Below are 25,450 nucleotides of genomic sequence, written 5' to 3'. Positions count from 1 at the left end.
GTTTAGTTCAGAACACCATGCTAAAGACAGTCCATTGGTCTGAGGTATGGTGTTTTAGATTCCCACCGTGCAATCTCATTATGTAACGTGAAACACTTAGCCCGATTCCTGTGCCTGTCTCTTTAGTGGTGAAGAAAGGAATAAATATATGAGGTGTAATATCGTGAGGAATGGGTTCTCCATTATTCGATATATCGATTCGTATTTTATGATCGGTGTCTGTAATCTTTATTAAGATTTTGCCACCCTCTCTCTCTCCGATAGCCTCTATCGCATTCTTTATAAGGTTTACAAGAATTTGAGTGATTTGAGATTCGTCTGCATTCAGTATATAATCTCTGCTATGAGATATTATTTGTATATCGATTTTTTTTCTTTCAATTTCGGACGATTCCAGATAAATAACCCTGTCAAGTAAAGGGATTAGTTCAACCTGATTGAACTGTGGTTTCGATACGCCTGTAAATTTGCGATAGGAATCGACGAACGAAGCCAAACCTTTTGCTGTGGAACTAATCGTCTCAAGAGCATCTATCGTATTTGCTCTAAGCGATTCGTTCGATAATTCTGCATGCTGTGTCTTATAAGAGAATAATAAAGTCTCCGTTAGCGATGTTATAGGCGCTATCGAGTTCATTATCTCATGAGTCATTACTCGGATAAGTCGTATCCACGATTCCATCTCTTTTGCTTCCAACTCGTTTCCAATATTGTTGAGTGTGATAATCCTTATTTCTCCTTTTTTAGATGTTATTTTCGAGACCTGTAAACTTATTTGTATTTCTTCCCGTTCGTTGCTTATCTTTATTTGTACGTTATCATTCGTATCCAGTTTTTTGAATAATTCGGGAAAGGTTTCATCAACAGTGGCTAACTGATTGAGATGAGTAAATACAGGTAATCCGAGCAACTTATTCGTTGCATGATTCACCGATTTGATATTATTTCGTTCATCTAATAATATGATTCCAGTAGAAACACTTTCGATAATAAGGCTTAGAAACTTTTCGTTTTCGATGATCTCAGTGCGTGCCCTACTTAATATTTCTTTGATCCGGTTGAGCATCTGATTCAATTCTTTTTCTCTCTTCGATATTTTGCTTTCGGCAAAATTGAAAGAGTAATCGCCGTTATCCAAAGCATTTAATAAAAAGAGGATATTCTGATTGAATTTCTTATAATGATTTTGCAAGCTTTTCAGCGAAAAAAGCAGCAATAGAATAAACAAGCTGCTATATATGTATGCCCCAGACACAATTAATGCAGTTGTCGTCGCTACCGATACGATCAATAGTCCGAGGTAGAGGATAAGTTTATATTCGATAGATCTAAACATTCGTATTCAGAGCTTTATTCAGATTTATGATAATCCGTATTTTTTCATTTTACTATATAGGGTAGGGCGTGTAACTCCCAGTTCCAATGCAATGGCAGATATATTTCTATCGTATTTTTGCAGCGCTTTTTCGATAAGTATTCTCTCCATTTCTTCCAGAGTTATAGCTTCGATAATAGAAGCCTTATTTTCCATCGACCGCATATAAAAATCAGATGGTTGTAATTCATTATTGTCGCTTAATATCACTGCTTTCTCGATAGTATGCTGTAATTCCCGCACATTTCCCGGCCATGGATATTCTGTAAGCTTGGCAATAGCCTTATCGCCCAGTTTCAATTCTTGCTTATTGTATTTTTTCGCAAATCGTCTGAGAAAGAAATTGGCTAACGCAGCAATGTCTTCACGGCGATCGCGCAAAGGTGGAACTTCTATCTGAATCGTATTGATACGATAGAGTAAATCTTCTCTAAACTCACCATCCTTAACCGATTTAAATAAATCCTTATTGGTAGCACATATCAGTCGTATATCAACCGATATCGGGTTATTGCTTCCCACTCTGATTATCTGTCTCGACTGCAGGGCTGTAAGTAGTTTGGCTTGTAATACATAACTTAGGTTTCCTATCTCATCGAGAAAAAGAGTTCCTTTGTCGGCAGCTTCAAATTTTCCTGCACGATCGGTTTTAGCATCAGTAAATGAACCTTTGGTATGTCCGAATAGTTCGCTTTCGAATAATGATTCAGTCACGGCACCCATATCTACTGTTACCAAGGTTTCGTTTTCACGCAACGATAAGTGATGTATTTTTTTTGCAATCAGTTCTTTACCTGTTCCATTTTCGCCGGTTATCAGAATATTTGCATCGGTTCGAGCTACTTTCTTTATGATTGCCAGCAGATTTTGCATAATTGCCGACTCTCCCCAGCATATATCATCTTCTTTGTTTAACTCGTGATTCAGTATATTCTGTTTTTCCCGCAATTTTTTCACTTCTTTCCTTGATTGGCGTAAAGAGAAGGCCGATTGAAGCGTTGCCAATAATTTCGTATTATCCCATGGCTTAACCACAAAATCACTGGCCCCTTCTTTAAGTGCTTTTACAGCCAGTTCTATGTCTGCATAAGCTGTGAACAAAACAACAGGAAGTTCAGGATCAACTTTTTTTATTTCCGATAGCCAATATAAGCCTTCATTACCTGTATTTATTCCTGCCGAAAAATTCATATCGAGCAAGACAACATCGGGACTTTTCTCTCTTAATGCTGATATTAGCATATTTGGGGAGGCTAAGAGGTGTACCTGTTCAAAATAAGTGTCTAATAAAATGCGTAAAGCATTTAAGACATTTTTATTATCGTCGACAACTAATATTGTTCCTGTTTTCATGTATGAAGTAGCTAAAACTTATATTACAAATGTAATTATTTATAAGTTACTATGCGATTCTATTAGAAGACAATTCTATCAATATAGTTCACTGTTACGATGTGATCTATTTTTATCACTGGTCAAAATATTTAAAATAATTATTTAATCATTTGTTTAAATCAATATATTAATTACATTTGCATTATCGTAATACTTTATGCAATATGGAAAAAGATATTTCAACAGAAAAAAAAATAAAAGAAGCCGCGCGAAAAGTCTTTCACGAAAAAGGATACGGACAGGCACGTACACGTGATATAGCAGACGAAGCAGGAATAAATCTGGCACTACTCAATTACTATTTCCGTAGTAAAGAGAAGTTGTTTGATATTATAATGGAAGAAAGTCTGATAGAGATATTCTCAATTATTATAGATATAGTGAACGATGAAAGTACGTCTTTAGATCGCAAGATCGATATAGTTGTCAATGGATACATCGATTCGCTACTTGTAAATCCCAATTTACCATTATTTGTATTAAGCGAAATACAGGCAAACCCTGAAAAGCTAATGAAAAAAGTTGGTGTGCCCAAAAGCATGATTCTTAACAGCTATTTCTATAAGCAGATGCAAGATCAGTTGGATCTGAAGGATATAAAAGATTTTACCCCTTTGCATATTTTTATCAATCTGGTGTCTATGACAGTGTTTCCTATTGTAGGTAAACCTTTGCTGATGGCATTACACCACCCAATGAATGAAGATATGTATATGACATTTATGAATGAGCGAAGAATATTTGTACCGATGTGGATTAAAGGAATGTTGAAAATAGACGAATAAGCTAAAGATTATGAAAAGGAATATATTTATAATTGCTTGTATGTTTGCGGTTCCGTTCGTTGTTTCTGCTCAGAATACGGCTCTAACATTAGAGATGTGCCACCAGAAGTCGAAGGAAAATTATCCGTTGATCAAGCGCTACGAGCTGATAGAGAAATCGAAAAACTACAATCTTGAGAATGCAAGCAAAGGATACTTACCGCAAGTTTCCCTATCGGCAAAAGCATCTTATCAATCGGAAGTAACCGCTGTTCCAATCTCAGTTCCGGGAGTAGATATACCGAGAATTAGCAAAGATCAGTATCTGGCAACACTCGATGTTACCCAGACCATCTGGGATGGAGGAGTAATCCGTTCAAAAAAAGAAATAACAAAAACTTCGGCGCAGGCAGATCAAAAGCAACTGGATGTAGATATGTATGCGATTAACGATCGTGTAAATCAGTTGTACTTCGGTGTATTACTTCTGGATGAAAAGCTAAAACAAAATAATCTGTTACAAGAAGAACTTCAGCGCAATTACAATCTGATAACAAGTTATATTCAAAACGGAGTAGCCAACCAATCCGATCTTGACGAAATAAAGATAGAGCAATTAAAGGCTATTCAAAATCAAGGGCAGTTACAATTAAGCAGAAAATCGTACATGGATATGCTGGCTATATTGCTTGGCGAATCATTTGGCGAAGAAACCTTATTGCAAAAGCCCAACAGTAACGACTTGCTTGTGCCGTCTCAAATTAAACGCCCCGAATTGGAATTATTCGATGCGCAATTAAATAATCTTGAGTCTCAAAAGAAACTAATCAAAGCCGCTTATATGCCTAAACTCGGATTGTTTGTTACAGGAGGGTATGGCAGACCGGGCTTGAATATGTTGGAAGATGAATTTTCGCCTTACTACATAGGTGGTATTCGTCTATCCTGGAATTTCGGTAGCCTTTATACTCAAAAGAACGATAGGAGATTGATCGAAATAAACCAGAATAATGTGCTGGCTCAGCGGGAAACTTTTCTTTTTAATACTACCGTAGAGACTACGCAGGAAAGTAACGAGATAAAAAAGAATCGTGATTTGCTTAAATACGATGATGAAATAATCTCGTTACGCAGTAATGTGAAGAAAGCCACAGAAGTGAAAGTTGCAAATGGTATATCTACAATAACCGATCTTTTGCGTGATGTGAATGCCGAAGATATGGCAAAGCAGGACAAGATACAGCACGAAACAGAATTGCTGTTATCTATTTATAATCTGAAATTTACAACGAACAATTAAACGAATATATATGAAAACGACAAAGAATATATTTTTCATCGGCCTTATACTGCTTTTGGCTTCGTGTGGCAACAGGGACGGAGATTACGATGCTTCGGGTGTATTTGAGGCAACAGAGGTGATTGTTTCGGCAGAAGCCAACGGTAAGATTATGCAGTTTGATCTGGAGGAAGGGCAGGAGGTTTCACCCGAAAATATTCTTGGCTATATAGACACAACTCAACTGTATTTGAGGAAGATACAGTTGTTGACGAACGTAAAAGCCGTGAAAAGCCGACAAACGAATGTACCGCAACAAATAGCTGCTATAAAACAACAGATAGCGACTCAAAAGAATGAACAAAAACGTTTCGAGAGTTTGGTAAAAGCCAATGCTGCCAATCAAAAGCAACTGGATGATATAAACGCTCAGATACTTTATCTGGAAAGGCAATTATCTGCACAAACAGAAGTATTGGAAAACTCAAACAGAGGTGTAACCGAAGAGAGTTCAAGCATAGATATACAAGTAGCACAGTTAGAAGACCAGATACAAAAATCTAAGATTATGAGTCCGATACAAGGTATGGTATTGACCAAATATGCAGAGCAGGGAGAACTTGCCACACAGGGCAAAGCTCTGTTTAAAGTGGCAGATATGAATAATATGTTTCTGCGTGCCTATATTACAGCCAGTCAGCTTACACAAGTGAAGATAGGGCAGGAGGTAAGAGTATTTGCCGATTTCGGAGAAAGTGGTGCTAAAGAATATACAGGTACAATTACATGGATTTCAGATAAATCGGAATTTACACCTAAGACGATTCAAACTCGTGACGAACGTGCAAATCTTGTATATGCTGTCAAAATAGCTGTAAAGAATGACGGTTATCTGAAAAAAGGGATGTATGGCGAATTGAAATTACAATGAAAGCGATATCGGTAAAAAATATAAGTAAGAAATATCGGAATGTGCAGGCTTTGAACGATATTAGTTTCGAAGTCGAGCAAGGGGATATCTACGGAATTATCGGTCCAGACGGTGCGGGTAAAACCAGCCTTTTCCGTATTCTTACCACACTACTTTTAGCAGATAGCGGAACAGCCCGGGTAGATGGTTTCGATGTAGTAAAAGATTATAAAAAGATACGTAACAGTATCGGCTATATGCCCGGTCGGTTTTCGCTTTATCAGGACATGACAGTAGAAGAAAATCTGGAGTTTTTTGCTTCTGTATTTAATACAACTATCGGGGAAAACTATTATCTGATAAAAGACATATATCAGCAAATAGAACCGTTTAAACACCGTAGAGCAGGGAAGCTGTCAGGTGGTATGAAACAGAAATTAGCCCTTAGCTGTGCATTGATACATAAACCGTCAGTTCTTTTCCTGGATGAACCGACTACGGGTGTTGACCCTGTTTCACGTAAAGAATTTTGGGAAATGCTGCGAAAGCTGAAAGAACAAAACATCACTATTTTAGTTTCAACCCCTTACATGGATGAAGCTACATTATGCGATCGTATAGCTTTGATTAGGGATGGTAGATTTTTGCAAGTCGATACACCTCACAATATTATCAATCGGTTCTCCGAAATCTTATGGTCTGTAAAAAGTAACAATATGTATAAATTGCTCAAAGATTTAAGAGGATATAATAAAATAAAAACATGTTTCACATTTGGCGAAGCACATCATATAACGGTAGATCAAAATTTATCTGCTGATACATTAAAAACCTATCTGACTGAAAAAGGGCATACGGATATTGAGATACATGCAATAGAACCAAGCATAGAAGATTGCTATATGCAATTCTCATAAATAAAAAGAACAATGGGCGAATCGGTAATATATACAGAAAATCTGACAAAGAAATTCGGCAGTTTCACGGCTGTAGACAATATATCTTTCACTGTTGATAAAGGTGAGATATTCGGATTTCTCGGTGCAAATGGTGCAGGTAAGACTACGGCAATGCGCATGCTCTGTGGCCTGAGTTATCCTACTTCGGGAAAAGGCACTGTTGCAGGTTTCGATATTGCACGTCAGCAAGAGGATGTAAAGAAAAATATAGGTTATATGAGTCAGCGTTTCTCATTTTATGAAGATCTGAAAGTATGGGAGAATATTCGTCTTTTTGGTGGTATCTATGGTGTGAATGAGAAACTGATCGCATCTAAAACTGACGAAATATTATCCGAACTGGGCTTTCAGAATGAGAAAAATACGTTGGTAAAAGAATTGCCTTTGGGTTGGAAGCAGAAACTAGCTTTTTCGGTTTCTATTTTTCATACACCTAAGATTGTTTTTTTAGATGAACCAACAGGCGGAGTCGATCCTGTTACCCGCCGTCAGTTTTGGGAATTGATATATCAGGCAGCCGATAACGGCATTACTATTTTTGTGACGACTCATTATATGGATGAAGCTGAATATTGTCATCGGGTCTCTATCATGGTCGATGGGCGGATAGATGCGCTGGATACACCTAAGAATCTGAAAGATCAGTTCAATGCTCAAACTATGGATGAAGTCTTTCAGCAATTGGCTCGTAAAGCAAAACGCAGTGATAGCTAATCAGAATATGATAAATCTAAAGATTTAATTGAATGAAACAATTCTTATCATTTGTAAAAAAAGAGTTCTATCATATTTTCCGTGATAAACGTACCATGCTTATTGTCTTGGGAATGCCTATTGTGCAGATTATTCTTTTTGGATTTGCTATTACTACCGAAGTGAAAAATACGCGTGTCGCAGTTTTCGATCCGTCAAAAGATGTTTCCACACAACGTATTATCGACCGATTGGAAGCCAGTGAGTATTTTACAGTAGTGGACAATCTGAATAATCTGGACGATATAGACAGGGTGTTTAAAGAAGGGCGGGCAAACTTGGTGGTAGTATTTAGCGATAATTTCAATGAAAATCTTATACATACAGGCGAAGCGAGCATTCAACTTATGTCTGACGCTACTGACCCCAATCAGGCAATAATGATTTCGGGCTATGCCTCTAACATTATAGCTGCCTATCAACAGGAATTAGTGCAGCAACAGAATATACCGATTCAGATTATTCCCGAAATAAGAATGCTGTACAATCCGCAGATGAAAAGCGCTTATAACTTTGTGCCTGGTGTTATGGGGTTGATTTTGATGCTTATCTGCGCTATGATGACATCTATTGCTATCGTTCGTGAAAAGGAAGCAGGCACAATGGAAATACTGTTGGCATCACCGATAAAACCTATCTATATCATTCTGGCAAAGATGGTTCCCTATTTTACATTATCGCTTATCAATTTGTCGACTATTCTATTGCTTTCGGTCTTTGTTTTACAAGTTCCCGTAGCAGGCAGTTTGTTTTGGCTGATGATTGTTTCGTTGATGTTCATTTTTGTGGCACTGGCATTAGGACTGTTTGTTTCTACCATTGTGGAGACTCAGGTGGCTGCCATGCTGGTTTCGGGAATGGGTTTTATGATGCCCGTTATGTTGCTTTCGGGTATGATATTCCCGATAGAGAGCATGCCTGTTGTACTGCAATGGTTTTCGAATATTATCCCTGCCAAGTGGTATATATCGGCTGTGAGGAAACTAATGATACAAGGCGTAGATTATATCTATATATGGAAAGAACTTACGGTCTTGGCAGGAATGGCTATTTTCCTGGTTACTGTTAGTTTGAAGAAATTTAAAATAAGGCTTAGTTGATTGATTATGATAAAGTTCCTGATAGAAAAAGAGTTTAAGCAAATCTTGCGGAATAAATTTATCCCCAGATTAATTGTCGGATGGCCTATTATGATGATGCTTATCATGCCTTGGGCTGCCAATCAGGAAATAAAGAATATAAACCTTAGTGTGGTAGATAACGATCACAGCACTTATTCCGAACGCTTAATACAAAAAGTCGTATCGTCGGGTTATTTTAATCTCACCGATGTATCATCATCTAACAATAAGGCTCTGGAAAGTATAGAATCGGGCAATGCTGATATAATTCTCGAGATTCAACCCGATTTTGAGAAGAATCTCATTAAAGAAGGATATGCCAATGTTATGATATCTGCCAATGCGGTGAATGGCACAAAAGGTGGCGTGGGGTCTTCTTATCTTGCGTCAATATTGGGTGACTATGCCAATGAAATACGTAGTGAATGGATACAAACTTCGGGTGAAAATACGATCCCTGTTATAACTATCGCTCCTCAATATAAATTCAATCCGTATTTAGATTACAAAATATTTATGATACCTGCACTGATGGTTATGATGATGACAATGTTTGCAGGTTTCCTTCCCGCACTGAATATTGTGGGTGAGAAAGAAGCAGGGACAATCGAGCAGATGAATGTTACTCCTGTCAGTAAATTCACATTTATACTGGCTAAACTGATTCCTTATTGGGTTATCGGGTTCATTGTACTTACCGTCTGCTTCATATTGGCGGCGTCGGTATACGGATTGTTTCCTGCGGGTAGTTTACTGACAATATATCTTTTTACAAGTATTTATATTCTTGTCGTATCAGGTTTGGGATTAGTTATCTCAAATTATTCGAATACCATGCAGCAGGCTATGTTTGTTATGTTCTTCTTTATGATAGTACTCATACTTATGAGTGGGTTATTTACTCCTATAAATAGTATGCCTGATTGGGCACAAAAGATTACGGTAATCAATCCGCTGAAATATTTTATTCAGGTGATGCGCATGGTTTATCTTAAAGGTAGTTCATTCTTGGACCTAACAACACAAATGTTTGCTCTGATTGGTTTTGCTTTGTTCTTTAATATTTGGGCTATAATTAGTTATAGGAAGACTAATTAATATGAGTTTGATATACCCGCCATCCTTTCGTACATTCTGTCATCCCGAACTGAAAGGAGGGATCTATTATGAAATAAGTCAGTAGCTAATAGCCTCAAGAATGAGCAGATCCCTCCTTTCAGTTCGGGATGACAGATTTGAATGAAGATTTACTATTGAACTTAGGTAAGATAGTAAATCATGCAACATAATTACAAATATTTGCACCAATTATTATAGTGTATTCATTATCTTATTCTTAAACTTGTAAAAACTTTGAATCGAATATATACTATAAAATAATTACTATGAATCTAATTCTAAAAATCACACTTGCAGTTAATCTTATGCTGTTTGGATGCCTCTCATCATTTGCGGGAGATGTTTCGATTAAAATCACTAAAAAGTATTTGAATTTACCCGTTTCTCAAAAAGAGAACAGAAGTAAAATGACGTTTGAAACGGATGGAAAACAAGAACGAACTTTTGTAATAAGGCTTGCCGGCGATGCGCCCGATTATTGGGTATTCGCCGATGTATCGGCATTGAAAGGAAAAACTATAAAGATAAGCTATGATGGAAATCCTGATGGATTGGCTAAAATATATCAGGATGATAAGAAAGCCGATGAGGATACTTTTTATAAAGAAAAGAACCGTCCACAATATCATTTTACAACCCAAAGAGGCTGGATCAACGATCCCAATGGATTAATATTCTATGATGGCGAGTACCATCTTTTCTATCAGCACAATCCATACGAAAGAGAGTGGGAGAATATGCACTGGGGACATGCTGTGAGCAAGGATCTTGTGCATTGGCAACAGTTGCCCGAAGCCTTATATCCCGATCATTTAGGTACTATGTTTTCGGGTTCGGCAGTGATTGATTATGATAATACAGCAGGCTTCAACAACGGGAATACTCCGGCTATGGTTGCCTTTTATACTGCTGCTACTCCTGATAAACAAACGCAGTGTGTTGCGTACAGTTTAGATAAAGGGCTTACATGGACCAAATATGATAAAAATCCCGTAATAGATTCGAAGGCGAAATGGAATAGTGTAGATACCCGCGACCCTAAAGTATTTTGGTACAAACCAGGTGGACATTGGGTAATGGCACTCAACGAACGTGATGGTCATTCTATATATACTTCTAAAAATCTGAAAGACTGGAATTACGAAAGCCATGTTACAGGTTTCTGGGAATGCCCCGAACTGTTTGAATTACCGATAGACGGAGACAAAAATAATACAAAGTGGGTGATGTATGGGGCAACAGGTACTTATATGCTCGGCTCGTTCGATGGTAAAGTATTCACACCCGAAGCCGGAAAATATTTTTATAGCACAGGAGATATTTACGCTGCTCAGACTTTTACCAACATACCCGATAGTGATGGCAGACGCATCCAGATAGGATGGGGTAGGATACAGCAAGCCGGCATGCCATTCAATGGTATGATGCTTTTACCTACCGAATTAACTCTGCGTACGACAAAAGAGGGTGTTCGACTAATTAATGTTCCGATAAGAGAGACAGAACAATTATTCGAGCCTGTTCATCAATGGAAATCTTTATCGTCAGACGATGCTAATAACAAACTGAAAGAATTTTACGCTGCTGATCGTTTACGAATAAAGACTACAATCAAACTATCTCATGCCACAAGCGCAGGATTCAATTTTTTTGGTCAGCGGATAATAGATTACGATATGAATGGCAATACCATAAACGGTGTTTTCTATTCGCCACAAGATAGAAGCAGTATGGAATTAACTGCCGATATTTTTATTGACAGAACCTCTATCGAAGTATTTATAGATGGAGGTATATATTCTTATTCTATGGAGCGTAAACCGAATAATGACAATAAGGAAGGATTCCACTTTTGGGGTAATAACATCGAAGTGAAAAATCTGGAAGTATATGCTGTAAAATCAATCTGGTGAAATTTTACGAATCGTAAATTATATAATACGATAACGCCCTGTATTCGATATCAGGGCGTTATTTTATTTTGATCTGATCTTTTATAAATCATGTACACATCTAACTAAAGCGCCGGATGCTCTGTTAATGGGGAAAATAAGATACGTTCCATTGGCAATACTCAATATCTCTGTAACATCTCCGAGTGGATTAACATCACTTGCCCAATAATGACTGTTGCTACCTGCACTCTCTAGTCCTCCTGTTGCATTTCTCGTACCTCCGGCAGGGAAGAATAATCCATTGCCCGGATTTTCAAAGTTGGCGGCTACTGCTTCTGCCTGTGTAGGTGCAAACCAAACTCCCGGATAATTGTATTGGTCTGAAACAATCCGCCAATCTCGACCTTCAGAGTCAAGTAAAGCTTGCAGTTCTGCTCTGGTCGGGATTCTCCAACCATCCGGACAAGGGCTTGTCGACCAATCTGTACCTATAGCACCTGTTGTATCCCAGCCTGTTACTTCGCCGGTACTGGCCCATGCAACGTTTCTGTTCCATTGGTAGAATTTACCTATCTGTGTCTGGTCGGCAAAGGTATATGGTAAATCGACATTTGTTTCGGCCCATACTACGCCTCCTGGTCCCGGTTCGGGAGTTGGGTCAACTGTTTTTTGAATGATGGTAACAAGTAGTTCTAAGGCTCCTCCTCTGATTAATACAAATCTAACCACATCATCATCATCGTCGGCAGAATTTTCCTCAATGGCAGTGACTGATATGGTTGATCCGTCTGACGATCTAACGATTTGGAAATGGTCGTCGTCCAATCCTATAGAAGACGGGTCGCCCGATGGATTACCTTCTACATCCGCCCAAGTCAACGTATAGGTTGTTAAATCGGTCTCTGTAAGTATATCGTAAGACGAGCCGGCCTCTCCTGGCAATCTTATATAGGATTCTGATACACCAAGATAGTTATTAATATCGAACACGACGTGTTTTATATAGTCTTGCCATAAGACAATTCTAGTATCCATCGATGAAGATATATTGTTTGCAGCTTCTTGCGCAGTTGCATAACCACTACGTGCCACAGAAGTTATATTAAATTCGTAGCGAGTATTCCGTAGTATTTGTCCGAGCGGATTTCCTGCTGTATTAGGATTAAAATCGAGCCTGTAATAGCTTACAGTTCCCCCTTCATAGCGACCTCCAATTACAATACAAGTCGCATCACTTACCAAGTTGCCCGACGATGGAGTAGGTGATTCCGGTAAATACAGCTCTGAAACAGACGATGTTGTAGCAGCAGTTAGTATAGGGTCGGTATTTATAGTATAAGTCGTTCCTGTAGGGATGCTGGGATCGGTAACACTCGGTGTTGTTGTAGGATCATTCGGTATGATTTGCATATTGTTTGCTACGCGAAAAGCTTGTATGCTAACCAATTCGAAGTTTGTTACAGCACTATTTACTATAACATCGACACGAGCCACAGAACGAAGCATCCGTATGTTATTAATCGTATTTTCTGTTGTGGCAGATAATCCCGATGGAAATTCGTAGGTGCCCCACATAGATAAATTGCCACTTATTGGACTTGCAGAAATTATCGTGGTCAACCGAGCCTTTACGGCAGCTTTGCTTTCGCCCGCTTGTGGCTCATTAGTATTGATTTCTGCATCTGCATTTGCAACTATATAAATAGTTGTCGGTTCGTCACTCGATAGTAAACGGGCTTTGAACGTTGCGCTATAAGTGCCGCTATTTATAATATTTGTACCATCTACACGATATAAGTAGTTATCATTTTCAAATACAAGTATTTGTATTTCATTAATAGTACTTTCTGAATCTGTTTGTCCCGATTTTACTAAAGATTTAGGAGGAGTGGCATTAGTAGTCATTACTCCGAATTGGATATAGGTCTCTGCACCGTTCCCATTGTTTTTATTTGTGATTGTTTCATCGGAACATCCATAGAATAAGCTCGCAATTATGAATAAAGATAATTGCAGGATATAGGTTTTTGTATGTTGTGAAAATATTCTCATTCTATTTATCTATAAAATTCTGTTGTTTAATTTGCTAAAGAACAGAATGGATTTATGATGTCTCTTGTATTACTTTAACAAGTATATGCGCTCTTTTAGCCACTATCAGAAAATATGCTTCTATATTGGTTCCTGATGTGTTAGCTGTCAAAGCATCGACTATAATAATATTACGTGATTTGGTAATCCTGAAAAAACCGTCATCAATGTTTTCTCCCGGTGTTCCTAATGGTGTTCCAGCCGCATCAGACCATTGTATAGTATAAACAGGCACATCGGTTGATATCGAAGCATAACCATACGCAGTTATCGGTGATTTCAAAGTTATTGTCCTTGTCGATATCCTGAAATAATCTGTTCCATCCATCCCTACGTTCATATTTTCATCCGCCCAATCTTGTATGGCAACTTCGATATTAGTAGGTATATTTTCCGCCGCTTCTTCGGGTGTAGGCCAGCCGGGTGATGTCACATTTATTATACTGAATGTATAGTGATGATTGCGCAGTATTTGTCCAAGTGGATAATTGACAATGTTTGGTGCGAAGTCGAGTCGATAATAGGTTATATCACTACTGCCGTTATATCTTCCGCCTACGATGACACATGTTGCATCTGATACCTGATTGGCTACAGCCGGTGCTTCAGATTCGGGCAGATATAATTGTGATTCGGATATATTGTCTGTAATGATAATAGGGGCAGTATTAATTGTTGCAGAACTACCTGTCGGAATACTAGGATCGGAAACCAGTAATGCACCAGTATAAGCATTGGGTGCTACTTGTAAATTATTATTGACTCTGAATGCCTGAGCACTTACCATTTCGAAGGTACTTGCGGTCTCTGTTGTGCTAATATCCACCCGTGCTACTGCCCGCAATACATTTAGCTGTACTACCGTGTTATTAAGTGTACTCGCTATCCCCGATGGTAAAAGGTATTCACCCCACATAGGAAAATTGTCCGTAATATTGGCAGATGTTACCGATTGTGTAATCTTCTGTTTCACTTCGCTTTCGGTATCGCCCACCATCGGGAGGTTATTGGCAATAGCATTATTTGCATTGGCTACAATGTATATTTTAGCAGGCTGACCTACAGTATAGACAACAATATCGAAAGATGTGGAAATATTATCGTCGGAATTTATAGATGTTCCTGTTGCTCCATAACTATATTTATAACCATTTCCATCGTTTATGAATACTAAGGCTTGTATTTCGCTAATTTGACTTTCGTTAGCTGTTTGTGCTGCAAAAGTGATATTCTTAGTGTGGAATTCCACTTTTATGGTCTTCTTACTTGTGTCAGTGGTGTCATCTTGCTCCTGATCGCTGCACGACACTAATACGCACATTATACCCAATAGTGTACAGGCCCGAAGTAAATGTTTTACTTTAGGGATTACTATTGATTTATATCGGCTAATTAGTATCATGAGTATTTTTTTTATTTTTATCTATCTATCAATTACCATTCAAACCAGTGATATTCATTATCCCAGTCGGTAACTTTTATATTTACAGTTAATGAACCTCGTAAATCTATCAATATATTAATAGTACCACCAATGATTGGTATAATGTCGGTTCCATCGCTGTTTGTTTCTGCTATCGCTATCAATGTATCGCCTTTATATATTGCAATTGTCAGGCGATTGCCATCTGATAAAGGATACATCGTAAACGGATAAGAAATGAACTGTGTATTTGAATCATTAAATTCACCTCCTTGATTATAGGTTATAGAATTGCCTGTTAGGTTTCCCTTAAAATTATAAGCATCTTCTTTAGTCCCGGTAATTATGAAATGATAATCGGATGCAGCTTTAGTAATCGAACTTGCGAGTACTGGTGCATCCAGACCTTTTACCATAATATTGACCAGAGCTGTTTTTCGGTGTATGGTTACATTATCTTCTATTGTTACGTCTGCATTGGCAGTTCTTTCTTTAATATTAGTAATACCATAAAATAAATCGTCGGAATTTTGGGCATACCCTTCAGTATCTCTTTTCAATTGTACTAGGGCTTGCTCCATACTCATACCCTCATTTAAGGTACTTACTTCCTGTTTACCGTTCAAATTGTTCCACACAACAACGGAGAAACTATCTCTTCCTTTATAAAATATTTTGACCGGCACTTTATTCTGTATATCAGTGGCTGATACTGCTATCTCCTGAACAAAACGCTGATTTTTGTCGAATATATAGACATGTGCTCCACCAGCTTCACCGCTTGATGTTATATCTTGGCCGGCCGGGTTAACAGCTTTTATATTCATGAAAAGCGTTGTGTCGCAAGTCGGGAAATCATCGTAAATACAAGCTGAAAAACACAAGGATACAAACAATAGAATTGTGCTGTATTTGAGTTTCCGGGCAAATATTAAATATTTCATATAGAGGTAATCTATTTTGTCTTTTGGAGCGTCTGTTTTTATATTAAGTAGAGAGAACTACCTGTCTAATTTTCGTTCTCTCTACTTTCTTTTTTTATTACCATTCTACTTCTTGAGTAGGCACAATAATCCAATCCTCAGGAGTAATCGTTACAGTCAATGTTGCCGGATCACTTGGTATTTCAGGGTCGGGAGAACCTGTGCCTAAACGACGAAGAGTAATATCAACCGTGTGTTGAGTATTACGTGCGATAGCAGGAAGGCGGAATGGAAAATACATTATTTCACCGTCATAAGCGCCTTCTAAAGTAAGTAGTGTCGCTTCTTCATCATTACTGCCACCATCTATGTTTGCAAAAACGTAGAAATATCTCTCGTCATGATCTGCTATGGTAATATTCTCATACAGATAAGGTTTAATATATATTCCATGAACAGTAGTACCTTCTATACCACTATAAAAAGGTTGTGCCGTAACAACGGAAGGTATACCTACCGAAGATAAACTTTTGGCCTTGATGATAGCTACTCCTGTTAATTCAAACAACAATGGATCTAATCCCGCGGCAGGATCGATTGTAATTGTTCCAAGTTTAATTTTAGCAACTATGCGGCTAACGGGAATAGTTATAGTATTAGTACCTACAGATTCAGATTGAAGAGTTATGTCATCTTCGCCACTCATTATAAGGCTGGGAGTAGGGTCTGCTGTCTGATCATCCAGATTAATATAATTTGCTACATTTCCCAGATCGCTGTACGGATCGCCCTCTGCTAAAATAGGGTTAGGATATCCGGCCGGCGTATTTGCAATAACAACTATCTTTTTTGTTCCTGTAGTAAGTCCATCTATAAATAACGATAAACCGGTAGATACTATTTCTGCCTTTTCCAGTCTGTTATTGGCAAATATATATACTGTAAATGTATTAATTGTATTTTCTTCTACTTGGGTAGGGTTGCCAACACCACGGGTTTCATTACTTTTGGTTCCACCCAAGGTAACCGTAAGAGAAGCTTTAGCTCCTGTTTCGGGTGAGCCTGGAGAACTCTCATCATCGTTGCTGCTACAAGCAGAGCACAATAGTGCTACAATGCTCGTTAAGAAAAAAAGTCGTTTCATTCTAAATTCAATTTTTAAATTACTATTCTAATTATTTCTTATTTTTCGTTAAGTTTACCTATATTTATTTCATTGTTTTTTGAGTTCTATTAATGCATAGTATACATCGAAGTGCATTCGTTATTAATCCTGTTTTCGGGGAAAATCCATTGGTAATAAAGTGGATAGATGCCAATAGGAGTGTAAGTTTATGCATTAAGATTGTTTTCATAGGAGAGAAAATATATTTCTCGTTATTTAGTGAATAATTTTTCCAGAAGCTAAGATTTAACTTCTCATCTGGGCTTTTATTAAAAACAAGTTAATGTAACTTTTGTTCATATAGAAGATATCTATCTTAGGAAAGGGTAAATGATGGGTGTTAATGAGGTTTGTGGGATAAGTTTGCTTAATTGTTAGATGAAAAATGAACTATCCTATTTTTAACAGTTAATATGTATCTGTTTAATCTATATAGCCTCTATACAGAACAATCCCTTATCTGGAGTTGTTTATATTTAAACCTTTTCCTGAATGAAAGATAAAAACAAGTTTTCTTCTAAATATATAATACTATTTTTTCTACTTATCCTATTTCCTGTATTTCCTGTAGATATACTGAAGGCTGCGGCATTTCCTTTGGCAAAAGATACAGCCTATACCGATACTATACCTTTATATTCGGATAATGTAATACAAAAATCTATCTATTTCCAAAAACTAAAGAAAAGGAGTAAGTTATATGACCGTCTATGGGGTAAACATTATAGAGAATTATATTCGACTCCTATTACTGTAAATTCTATATCATTAAAATATCTTTTTAGTGAAGTTACAGTAACAGGGCAAGCGAATGACTTTGGTGGGGTATATATAAAAGACAAAAATGAATATTCTTATTTACTGAAACCTTTAGGAGGATCTACAAGCTTTTTAAAATCTGATTTTTTTCAGGAAATGTATAACAAAAGGGATTTCGAAGATACTTATCTGGACGAATTTATAGGTGATGCGTATACAATCATCAATCCATATACATTTATTACATCCGACTATTTAGCTAAAAAGGTCGGTCTAAATACAAATAATCCCCATCTTTATTACATCCCTAAAAATGCGACATCAGATACTATTGCCGATGGTGGCAATATTCAAGATAAGTTGGTGAGTATAGTAGAAATGCCTGAGTTGAATTCTCAAAAGAGCACCTTCGTCACAGAGGAGCTATTCAAAATGCTTCAAACAGATAAATTGCAGATGGTCGATCAGCAACTCTATATAAGAGAGCGTTTGTTTGATATATTGATAGGCGACTGGAATAAAATACCCGAGAATTGGAACTGGGTATCCCGTAATGAAGGCGATAGTGTAATATACCAGCCCATTGTTATAGACAGAAGCCATGCTTTTACGCGAGTAGATGGATTGTTATTCAAACAAATGCTGAGTGTACTTGGGCTAGGTTTCATTTCTGAATATAAGGGGGAATTGAAAAATGTCAAAAAAGAAAATTCCCTTGGGTTTACATTTGATGTAGCTTTGAGTGCTCAGAGTGACGAGTCTCTGTGGCTAGAGCAAGCAGATTATGTGAAGCGTGAATTGACAGATGAATTGATTGATAACGCTTTCAACAAGTTGCCAAAAGAGATCCAAGCTGCTCCTGAAACTCTCAATCTGAAAGAGAAACTGAAAAAAAGGCGAGACTCACTAAATACTATTGCCAGAGAATATTATAAGGCATTGCAGGAAAATCCGGTTTTAGTTGGAACAACCCAAAGCGATAGTATTATTATCGATAAATATAGCTCAGATAGCCTTCAAATAAGAATGTATAGTCCACAAAATAATACACCATTATTTGATCGTAGATATGCAAAAAAAAATACAAAAGAAATCTGGATATATGGATTGGATGGAAATGATAAATTTGAGGTGAAAGGCAAAAACAAAATGCCTGTATTCCTCATAGGGGGAAAAGATGATAATACTTATAATATAGAGCAAAAAAGCAAGGTACGGATATATGGGTATCATTCGCAGAAAAATGCTTTAGATTCTGTCGATAATGCTCGGATTATTCTTTCGGATAATGATAATACTCATGATTACGATTATAATAAGAGTCGGTACAGAGACATTTCATTTAGTCCTTGGGGTTTTTATGATTCTGACTGGGGGCTAAGCCTAGGTAGTTTTGTTACTTACACACAATATGGTTTTAAGCGTGCCCCGTTTTCTTATCAGCATCGTTTGGGATACAATTACCTACAAGGATTTCTTTACAGAGGAATTTTTCCTACATACGATGAAAATAAGAGTATGCATATCGATGCCTTTATCGGTTCACCCGAAAACTTCAATAATTTCTTCGGATTTGGTAATAATACCAATGGGTACAAGGACGAAAGGAACGATTTTAACAGGGTGAATATCGGTCGATATAGCCTGACTCCCTCATATCATCTTGGTATTGATAATCAGCAAACATTTATCTTTTCAACTTCTTTCGAAATGTATAAGGTTAAATGGAAAGAAGGCCGCTTTGTCAGTCAGTTCTTCGGAAGTGATGATCATATTTTTAATATGAATTACTTTGCAGATTTTGGCGTGACTTATGATGTAGAGAAAGCGCTATCGCCTTTTATCCCTGTATTTCGTTCGACTATAACCGCCGGTTGGAAAATGAATTTGGCTGACCTTAATCGGAACTTTCCTTATTCACAGGCTGATATTATGTTAAATTTTCAGCTTATAGATCGTGTGATTCTTGCCACTAACATAAAAGCAAAAGCCATATTTAACAATAAATATGAATTTTATCAATCGGCATCTACCGAACTGAGAGGTTATCGTGATAGTCGATTTATAGGGCAGTATTCTTATTATCAATTGTTCGATGCGAGAGTGGATATGGGTAAAATAAAAAATCCGTTCACACCTCTTAAGTACGGTCTTTTTGTGGGGTCAGATTTCGGTCGTGTTTGGTATCCGGGCGAGTCGTCAAAAAAATGGCACACATCTTATGGTGGAGGCGCATGGTTAACTATAATAAACAAAATTACAACTAAGTATTCTATTTTTGGTTCGGGCGATAGTGTCCGTTTTATGTTCGAATTGGGGATGGGATTCTAGATTGTTGATCGCTATTGCAATAGTTATATATAGCTATTGTACATCTTTCTTATTGAAGATATTTTTGTCTGCATAAAAGATAGAAAGATGAATAATCCGATTACAGGTGCAGAGATATTATTACAATCCCTTTTGAATCATGATGTAAATACAATCTTCGGTTATCCGGGAAGTTGCGTTATGCAAGTATTAGATTGTTTGTATAGTCGCAAAGAATTGATGAATCATATTTTGGTACGTCACGAGCAAGGAGCTGTACATGCAGCACAAGGATATGCGGAAGTATCAAAAAAAGTTGGGGTTGCTTTATTAACTTCTGGTCCGGGTGCCACTAATACCGTGACCGGTATTGCCGATGCAATGGCGAATGCTATTCCGATTGTTGTAATAACAGGACAGGTAAATTCAAATCTATTAGGCACAGATGCTTTTCAGGAAGTTGATATTATAGGTATCACCCATTCCATTACAAAATGGGTATATCAGGTTCGTTCGGCAGGTGAAATTTCTTCGGCAATAGCACATGCTTTCTATATTGCGTCCACGGGTCGTCCCGGTCCCGTGCTTTTAGATATAACAAAAGATGCTCAATCAGAGAAAGCTATGTATATATCACAACAAACCAGTTTTATTCGAAGTTATAATCCAACTCAATATTCGGAAAAATGTGAAAAATTAACTCCTACTGATACTGCGGACATGAGCCAAAATATGCAGAACCGGATAATGATTATTATGCAAGATATAGATGACGATTTAATCATAGTTTTAGACTCTGCTCATCTTTCTAACCCGAATGAGTTTATATCTTGTGAGATTGTAAAATCAGAAAAGTTTGGCACACTCGGATTTGGTTTGCCTGCGGCAATAGGAGCAAAGTGTGCAGCTCCGGACAAAATTGTTTGTCTTATTGTTGAGGCAGCTCAATTTCAGGCTACAATTGAGGAATTAGGGGTCGTTATGCAATCGGGAATTGATATAAAAATATTCTTATTGAATCATCCGCATGAAGATAATCCGGATTTTATCCGCTTAGTTGATGCCTATAATATTAAAGGAGAGGTTGTTTTGGAGCAAAAGTATTTGAAGAAGAATATTCAAAAAGTGTTGTATTCAGAAGGAGCTTTTGTATTAGAAATAAGGATGTAAAATACTATTTTAAAATACCTAATATCCTGGCACGATTTACAGCTTCAAACGAATTGTCAGCATTCATTTTATGGAGAATATTTTGTCGATGTATGTTAACTGTATTTATGCTGATTGCTAATTGATCGGCAATTTCTTTACTTAAAAGCCCTTTTTGGATCAATTGCAAAATTTCTTTTTCACGCGAAGTTAATTCAATAGTAATTTCACCTGATGAAATAAAATCGATTCGTTCGCCTGTTTTAAGATTGATAAAAAAACTTTTGAAATCGTCTGTATTAATTTGATCAGATAGAATATTAATAATACCAAGCATTAACCACAGATTACCTAATTTATCTGTTTCTAATGCTTGTCGTTCCCAAGATAATCGAACATAGTTCCCTTGTATATTTTGTACTCTCAGTTCGAAGATGTGTTTATAATTTATCCTCTCGTCTTTAGGTTGTTGCATAATGAATTCTCCGACCTTTAGTTGTATTTCTTTATATTTCAGAAAATCATCAGAATGAATTCTGGAATCTAGGAATCGGTTGTCAGACGGATTTCTAAAATCATCTTTTGTCGGTACATATCCAACTATATTCTTAAAATTATCAGATGTAAATATGTATTCGAATTTATGTAAGTCTACAATAAAGAAACAGCAGTTATTCAGTTCAGACAATCGGTTTAAATCATCTTTATACTTATTCGCAATGGTATAATCTAAATCTGTTTCTTTCAGATTATGACCTGTGTAGATTTCTTGCAATATTTCTCTTATTTCTTGATTCATATCATCATTGTACTTATCACAAAAGTAAGATAATATTTGGGTGAAGTAATAATGATATTTTAATTATATTTGTTCGTTTCTCTAAATCTAATTGTGCAATAATCGGTTTTGATTAAACTTGCTATTCCATGTTGATAAAACGAATACGAAATAAAACTTAAAAAAAGTGATAATGCTCCAACGATTAGAACTAAACTATTTTACTTGTGTTAAGAATAGTAGAGTAAGATTTTTATTTTAAATTGATTATATGTATTGTTCTAAACGGATTTATTTGATGTTCTTGCCTTTATTCATCTTGCTTTGTTTAACATGCCCGGTTAAGCAAGAGATAAAGCGATCATTAAATATTCCGATCAATATACAGCTCGATTTAGAGAAAAGCAATAATTTCAGATCGTGCATATCAACATTCCAACAGAACGATTTAACTCAAAAAAATAAAAAGCAGGCAGAAGAAAGATACTTCTTATTTACAGATAAAAATCATTTAGATTATCGGGGCAATTTTACTTCTACAAACTTATATCCGCATCAACCTGTAGAGGTTGACATTTTATCCGTTCCACTATTCATATATCACAGGAAATTAATTATTTGATTTGCACTTATACGCAACTTTATAATGTCAGATTAATTAGAGATAATTAGTTTGCCATATTCTTTATATAGAAAATATAACACTCAATATTCAAATAATTATGATACAAAATAATACGAAAGAGATGCAGCAAGCATACTCTTTATCGGGCACTTTTGCCCTTGCTTTACGCTTAGTTGTAGGTTGGACTTATTTTTCGGCTTTCTGGCGACGATTAATCCTTGAAAACAAACTGAATCCAGATGAAGCCGGATATATTGGTGAAAAATTTAATCATTTCTTGCCAAATGCACTGGGAATAAAACCTATTATAGAGTATCTGGTATCTAATCCCGAATCGCTATGGTGGGCTATGGTAGCATTTACAATTATTGAAGGTATTGTCGGTCTGCTTATAATGCTGGGATTTTTCACCCGACTGATGAGCTTGGGGGTACTGGGGCTAGCTACAGGTATATTGCTTGGGTCGGGCTGGCTTGGGACAACCTGCTTAGACGAATGGCAGATAGGCATACTCGGTATGGCTACAGGATTCACCCTGTTATTTACAGGTGGAGGAAAATATTCCATAGATAATTATTGGCTTGCTAAAAAGCCTATTGCAAATACAAAATGGTTTAGTTGGGTTGCTTCCGGAATATTACCTATTGGCGAAAAGAGATTGAACCTGATAGTTATCTCGGGATCGGCAGTTATTTTGTTTATGACTCTCTTTACCAATCAATATTTCCATAATGGAGTCTGGGGACTACTGCATAATAAGTCTGTAAAACCGATTGTCGAAATATCTGATACAACACTCAACAATGAAGGTCTGGTTTTTACTGTTTTCAGAACAGAAGGTGCCGATGTATATGGCTCATTCTTAATAGGTATTACATTGAAAGATCAAGATGGAAAAATTGTCTTACAACAAGATGGAGATGAATTGTCTAAATTTCCGTTGTTAGATATCGAAAACAGTTATGTTGCCAAAGTTAGGCCGGGTAAACATAGTTTGGTTATTCCCTTGGGAAGTAAGGCCAAGTTAAGGATTAAAGACGAAAGTATTGTCAATCTCCGTAAAGGCCGTTATGAATTAGTATTGACTGATATTAGTGGCATAACATGGAGTGAAAGAATTACTTTTTAAAGAAGTCGTCTTGACTTTTTGTTTTTCGTATTATTTTGTCATCCTGAGGAACGAAGGATCTTGGTTAGGAGATGCTTCACTATCGTTCAGCATGACAAAGAGAGTCAAAAACAAACAAAAAGAAAACATTTTGAAAAGTCAAGACGACTTCAAATATAAAAATAAGAGAAGCAGAAAATTCTTTCTGCTTCTCTTATTTTAGTTCTTATATAAATGGCTACTTCTTAAACTTAAAGTAGCGGTTCTATATCCTTCTCTATTTTAGATGGATTCGTAGTAGGAGAGTAGCGTTTAAGTATCTTCCCATCACGAGAAACAAGAAATTTGGTGAAGTTCCATTTTATAGCATCGAATATAAATCCACCCTTACTCTTTTTTAGTAATTTGAAAAGAGGATCAGCATCCTTGCCATTTACATCAACTTTTGCAAATGTGCGGAAGGTTGTTTTGTATTTCATCTCACAGAAACTCGCTATTTCGTCATTTGTTTCCGGAGCCTGATTCCCAAATTGATTGCAGGGGAAATCAAGGACCTCGAATCCCTGATCTTTATATTTGAGATATAAATCCTGTAAATCTTTATATTGAGGTGTAAATCCACACTGAGTGGCAGTATTGACAATTAGTAATACCTTTCTTTTATAATCTGCCATCGAAACATCGTTATCTTTGGCATCTTTTACAGTTATATCGTAAATATTCATATCAGAACATGATAATAAGTTTCCATGTTGCACTTCTGTTTGCGTGCTGAGGCATTTTATTCCCCCTGGAAACAGACATTGTTATCGACTCTAGCGTTCCAACTACTTTCCAAACACCACTCTTAGGACATTTGTCTCCTGTACGGGCAGTCATACCCAGGCGAGGCTTCATCATATATTTAGCTTTATTTAATCTTGATATTTTTACAACTGAATTGAATTTCAGCGTGTAAAGGTACAATAAATAGGCTACGTTTGAAAATAAGACTTGTATTCGCTCCTATATTAAACCGTTATTCCCTATAGAATGTTCATGTTAATAGATGTCATCCAAACTATATAAAATATAAGATATTCATTTAAAAGCAAAATAATAGAAGATAGATGAACGAGATACAACATATTAACCTTACATTTAACAGATAAAATAAATGGGTTCATTTTGCTCTCTATCTTCAGTTCTATTTTCTTGGTATTATGTATTAAGACATCTTATCGTCGAAATTGACCATCCTAGACTCCTTTGTTTAAAATCATTTACATTTTAATTTAGTATTTATATGAATATTTACATTGGAAACCTCAGCTATGAGGTAAAAGAGTCTGATTTGCACAAAATCATGGAAGAGTATGGTAAAGTAATTTCTGCAAAGCTTATTGTTGATAGAGATTCTAACAGATCGAAAGGTTTTGGATTTATCGAAATGGAAAATAATGCGGATGGTCTTAAGGCTATTCAGGAACTTAACGGAAAAGATTATTTAGGACGTCCTATCGTTATAAAAGAAGCTATTCCAAGAGATTGATGGTCTCTTGCCACCGTA

20 protein-coding genes and 2 pseudogenes are annotated in these 25,450 nt (G+C 36.7%); 13 read left to right on the top strand and 9 right to left on the bottom strand.

From position 1 onward, the window contains the following. Positions 1-7: 7 nt before the first annotated feature. Positions 8-1,336 carry a sensor histidine kinase gene (locus G7Y57_RS11765; RefSeq protein ID WP_165024233.1) on the bottom strand — a complete coding sequence of 443 codons (1,329 nt, stop codon included), beginning with the start codon at positions 1,334-1,336 and terminating at the stop codon, positions 8-10. 24 nt (positions 1,337-1,360) lie between these two features. Beyond that, positions 1,361-2,728 (bottom strand): sigma-54-dependent transcriptional regulator, encoded by a 1,368-nt coding sequence (locus G7Y57_RS11760; RefSeq protein WP_165024230.1) that lies wholly within the window; start codon positions 2,726-2,728, stop codon positions 1,361-1,363. Positions 2,729-2,934: 206 nt separating this feature from the next. Here G7Y57_RS11760 and G7Y57_RS11755 point away from each other — a divergent pair, with 206 nt between their 5' ends. The 8 genes and pseudogenes from G7Y57_RS11755 (at position 2,935) to G7Y57_RS11720 (ending at position 11,588) form a co-directional block, all read left to right on the top strand. Continuing rightward, on the top strand, positions 2,935-3,555 hold the full coding sequence (locus G7Y57_RS11755) for a TetR/AcrR family transcriptional regulator (RefSeq protein ID WP_165024228.1): 621 nt from the start codon (positions 2,935-2,937) through the stop codon (positions 3,553-3,555). A 10-nt stretch (positions 3,556-3,565) separates the two neighbouring features. Then, positions 3,566-4,834 carry a TolC family protein gene (locus G7Y57_RS11750; protein ID WP_165024225.1) on the top strand — a complete coding sequence of 423 codons (1,269 nt, stop codon included), beginning with the start codon at positions 3,566-3,568 and terminating at the stop codon, positions 4,832-4,834. A gap of 10 nt (positions 4,835-4,844) precedes the next feature. Further along, positions 4,845-5,744, top strand: coding sequence for an HlyD family secretion protein (locus tag G7Y57_RS11745; RefSeq protein WP_165024223.1), 900 nt, complete (start codon positions 4,845-4,847; stop codon positions 5,742-5,744). Beyond that, a complete protein-coding gene (locus G7Y57_RS11740) occupies positions 5,741-6,640 on the top strand; it encodes an ABC transporter ATP-binding protein (RefSeq protein WP_165024220.1) in 900 nt (299 codons plus the stop codon). The genes G7Y57_RS11745 and G7Y57_RS11740 overlap by 4 nt, the downstream gene beginning before the upstream one ends. 27 nt (positions 6,641-6,667) lie before the next feature. Continuing rightward, positions 6,668-7,396 (top strand): annotated as a pseudogene (locus tag G7Y57_RS11735) (ABC transporter ATP-binding protein); the annotation flags it as partial. 32 nt (positions 7,397-7,428) lie between these two features. After that, positions 7,429-8,535: an ABC transporter permease gene (locus tag G7Y57_RS11730; protein WP_165024215.1), complete on the top strand. Its 1,107-nt coding sequence runs from the start codon at positions 7,429-7,431 to the stop codon at positions 8,533-8,535. A 6-nt stretch (positions 8,536-8,541) separates the two neighbouring features. Further along, complete coding sequence (locus G7Y57_RS11725; RefSeq protein ID WP_165024212.1) at positions 8,542-9,654, top strand: ABC transporter permease; 1,113 nt, start codon at positions 8,542-8,544, stop codon at positions 9,652-9,654. A 287-nt stretch (positions 9,655-9,941) separates the two neighbouring features. Then, positions 9,942-11,588 carry a DUF4980 domain-containing protein gene (locus G7Y57_RS11720; RefSeq protein ID WP_165024208.1) on the top strand — a complete coding sequence of 549 codons (1,647 nt, stop codon included), beginning with the start codon at positions 9,942-9,944 and terminating at the stop codon, positions 11,586-11,588. An 81-nt stretch (positions 11,589-11,669) separates the two neighbouring features. Here G7Y57_RS11720 and G7Y57_RS11715 read toward each other — a convergent pair whose 3' ends face one another. The 4 genes from G7Y57_RS11715 to G7Y57_RS11700 all read right to left on the bottom strand — a co-directional run bounded on the left by G7Y57_RS11715 (position 11,670) and on the right by G7Y57_RS11700 (position 17,151). After that, positions 11,670-13,622: a fimbrial protein gene (locus tag G7Y57_RS11715; protein WP_165024204.1), complete on the bottom strand. Its 1,953-nt coding sequence runs from the start codon at positions 13,620-13,622 to the stop codon at positions 11,670-11,672. Positions 13,623-13,674: 52 nt separating this feature from the next. Next, entirely contained in the window at positions 13,675-15,063 is a 1,389-nt protein-coding gene (locus G7Y57_RS11710) for a fimbrial protein (RefSeq protein WP_165024199.1), read from the bottom strand. A gap of 32 nt (positions 15,064-15,095) precedes the next feature. After that, on the bottom strand, positions 15,096-16,028 hold the full coding sequence (locus G7Y57_RS11705) for a FimB/Mfa2 family fimbrial subunit (protein WP_165024196.1): 933 nt from the start codon (positions 16,026-16,028) through the stop codon (positions 15,096-15,098). A gap of 97 nt (positions 16,029-16,125) precedes the next feature. Then, a complete protein-coding gene (locus tag G7Y57_RS11700; RefSeq protein WP_165024194.1) occupies positions 16,126-17,151 on the bottom strand; it encodes a fimbrial protein in 1,026 nt (341 codons plus the stop codon). Between the two features lie 513 nt (positions 17,152-17,664). On the opposite strand from G7Y57_RS11700, the gene G7Y57_RS11695 reads away from it, so the two are divergent. From G7Y57_RS11695 to G7Y57_RS18005, 3 genes and pseudogenes are all read left to right on the top strand, one after another. Further along, on the top strand, positions 17,665-20,262 hold the full coding sequence (locus tag G7Y57_RS11695; RefSeq protein WP_165024191.1) for a hypothetical protein: 2,598 nt from the start codon (positions 17,665-17,667) through the stop codon (positions 20,260-20,262). 87 nt (positions 20,263-20,349) lie between these two features. Then, a pseudogene (locus tag G7Y57_RS18010) lies at positions 20,350-20,910 on the top strand (thiamine pyrophosphate-binding protein); the annotation flags it as partial. Between the two features lie 51 nt (positions 20,911-20,961). Beyond that, positions 20,962-21,411: a thiamine pyrophosphate-dependent enzyme gene (locus tag G7Y57_RS18005; protein WP_317167535.1), complete on the top strand. Its 450-nt coding sequence runs from the start codon at positions 20,962-20,964 to the stop codon at positions 21,409-21,411. A 4-nt stretch (positions 21,412-21,415) separates the two neighbouring features. On the opposite strand, the gene G7Y57_RS11685 is transcribed toward G7Y57_RS18005, so the two are convergent. Then, on the bottom strand, positions 21,416-22,189 hold the full coding sequence (locus G7Y57_RS11685; RefSeq protein ID WP_165024186.1) for a helix-turn-helix transcriptional regulator: 774 nt from the start codon (positions 22,187-22,189) through the stop codon (positions 21,416-21,418). A 701-nt stretch (positions 22,190-22,890) separates the two neighbouring features. On the opposite strand from G7Y57_RS11685, the gene G7Y57_RS11680 reads away from it, so the two are divergent. Beyond that, entirely contained in the window at positions 22,891-23,922 is a 1,032-nt protein-coding gene (locus tag G7Y57_RS11680; RefSeq protein ID WP_165024184.1) for a TQO small subunit DoxD, read from the top strand. A 230-nt stretch (positions 23,923-24,152) separates the two neighbouring features. Here G7Y57_RS11680 and G7Y57_RS11675 read toward each other — a convergent pair whose 3' ends face one another. Both G7Y57_RS11675 and G7Y57_RS11670 read right to left on the bottom strand, forming a co-directional pair. Then, positions 24,153-24,626 carry a glutathione peroxidase gene (locus G7Y57_RS11675; RefSeq protein ID WP_165024181.1) on the bottom strand — a complete coding sequence of 158 codons (474 nt, stop codon included), beginning with the start codon at positions 24,624-24,626 and terminating at the stop codon, positions 24,153-24,155. Between the two features lies 1 nt (position 24,627). After that, entirely contained in the window at positions 24,628-24,801 is a 174-nt protein-coding gene (locus tag G7Y57_RS11670; RefSeq protein WP_165024179.1) for a hypothetical protein, read from the bottom strand. Between the two features lie 385 nt (positions 24,802-25,186). Here G7Y57_RS11670 and G7Y57_RS11665 point away from each other — a divergent pair, with 385 nt between their 5' ends. Then, positions 25,187-25,432, top strand: a complete 246-nt coding sequence (locus G7Y57_RS11665) for an RNA recognition motif domain-containing protein (protein ID WP_165024176.1) — start codon at positions 25,187-25,189, stop codon at positions 25,430-25,432. The last annotated feature ends 18 nt before the right edge of the window (positions 25,433-25,450 follow it).

This window comes from Dysgonomonas sp. ZJ279 (genome assembly GCF_011039205.1).
Lineage (GTDB): Bacteria > Bacteroidota > Bacteroidia > Bacteroidales > Dysgonomonadaceae > Dysgonomonas.
This window is presented reverse-complemented; position numbering and strand designations above follow the sequence as displayed.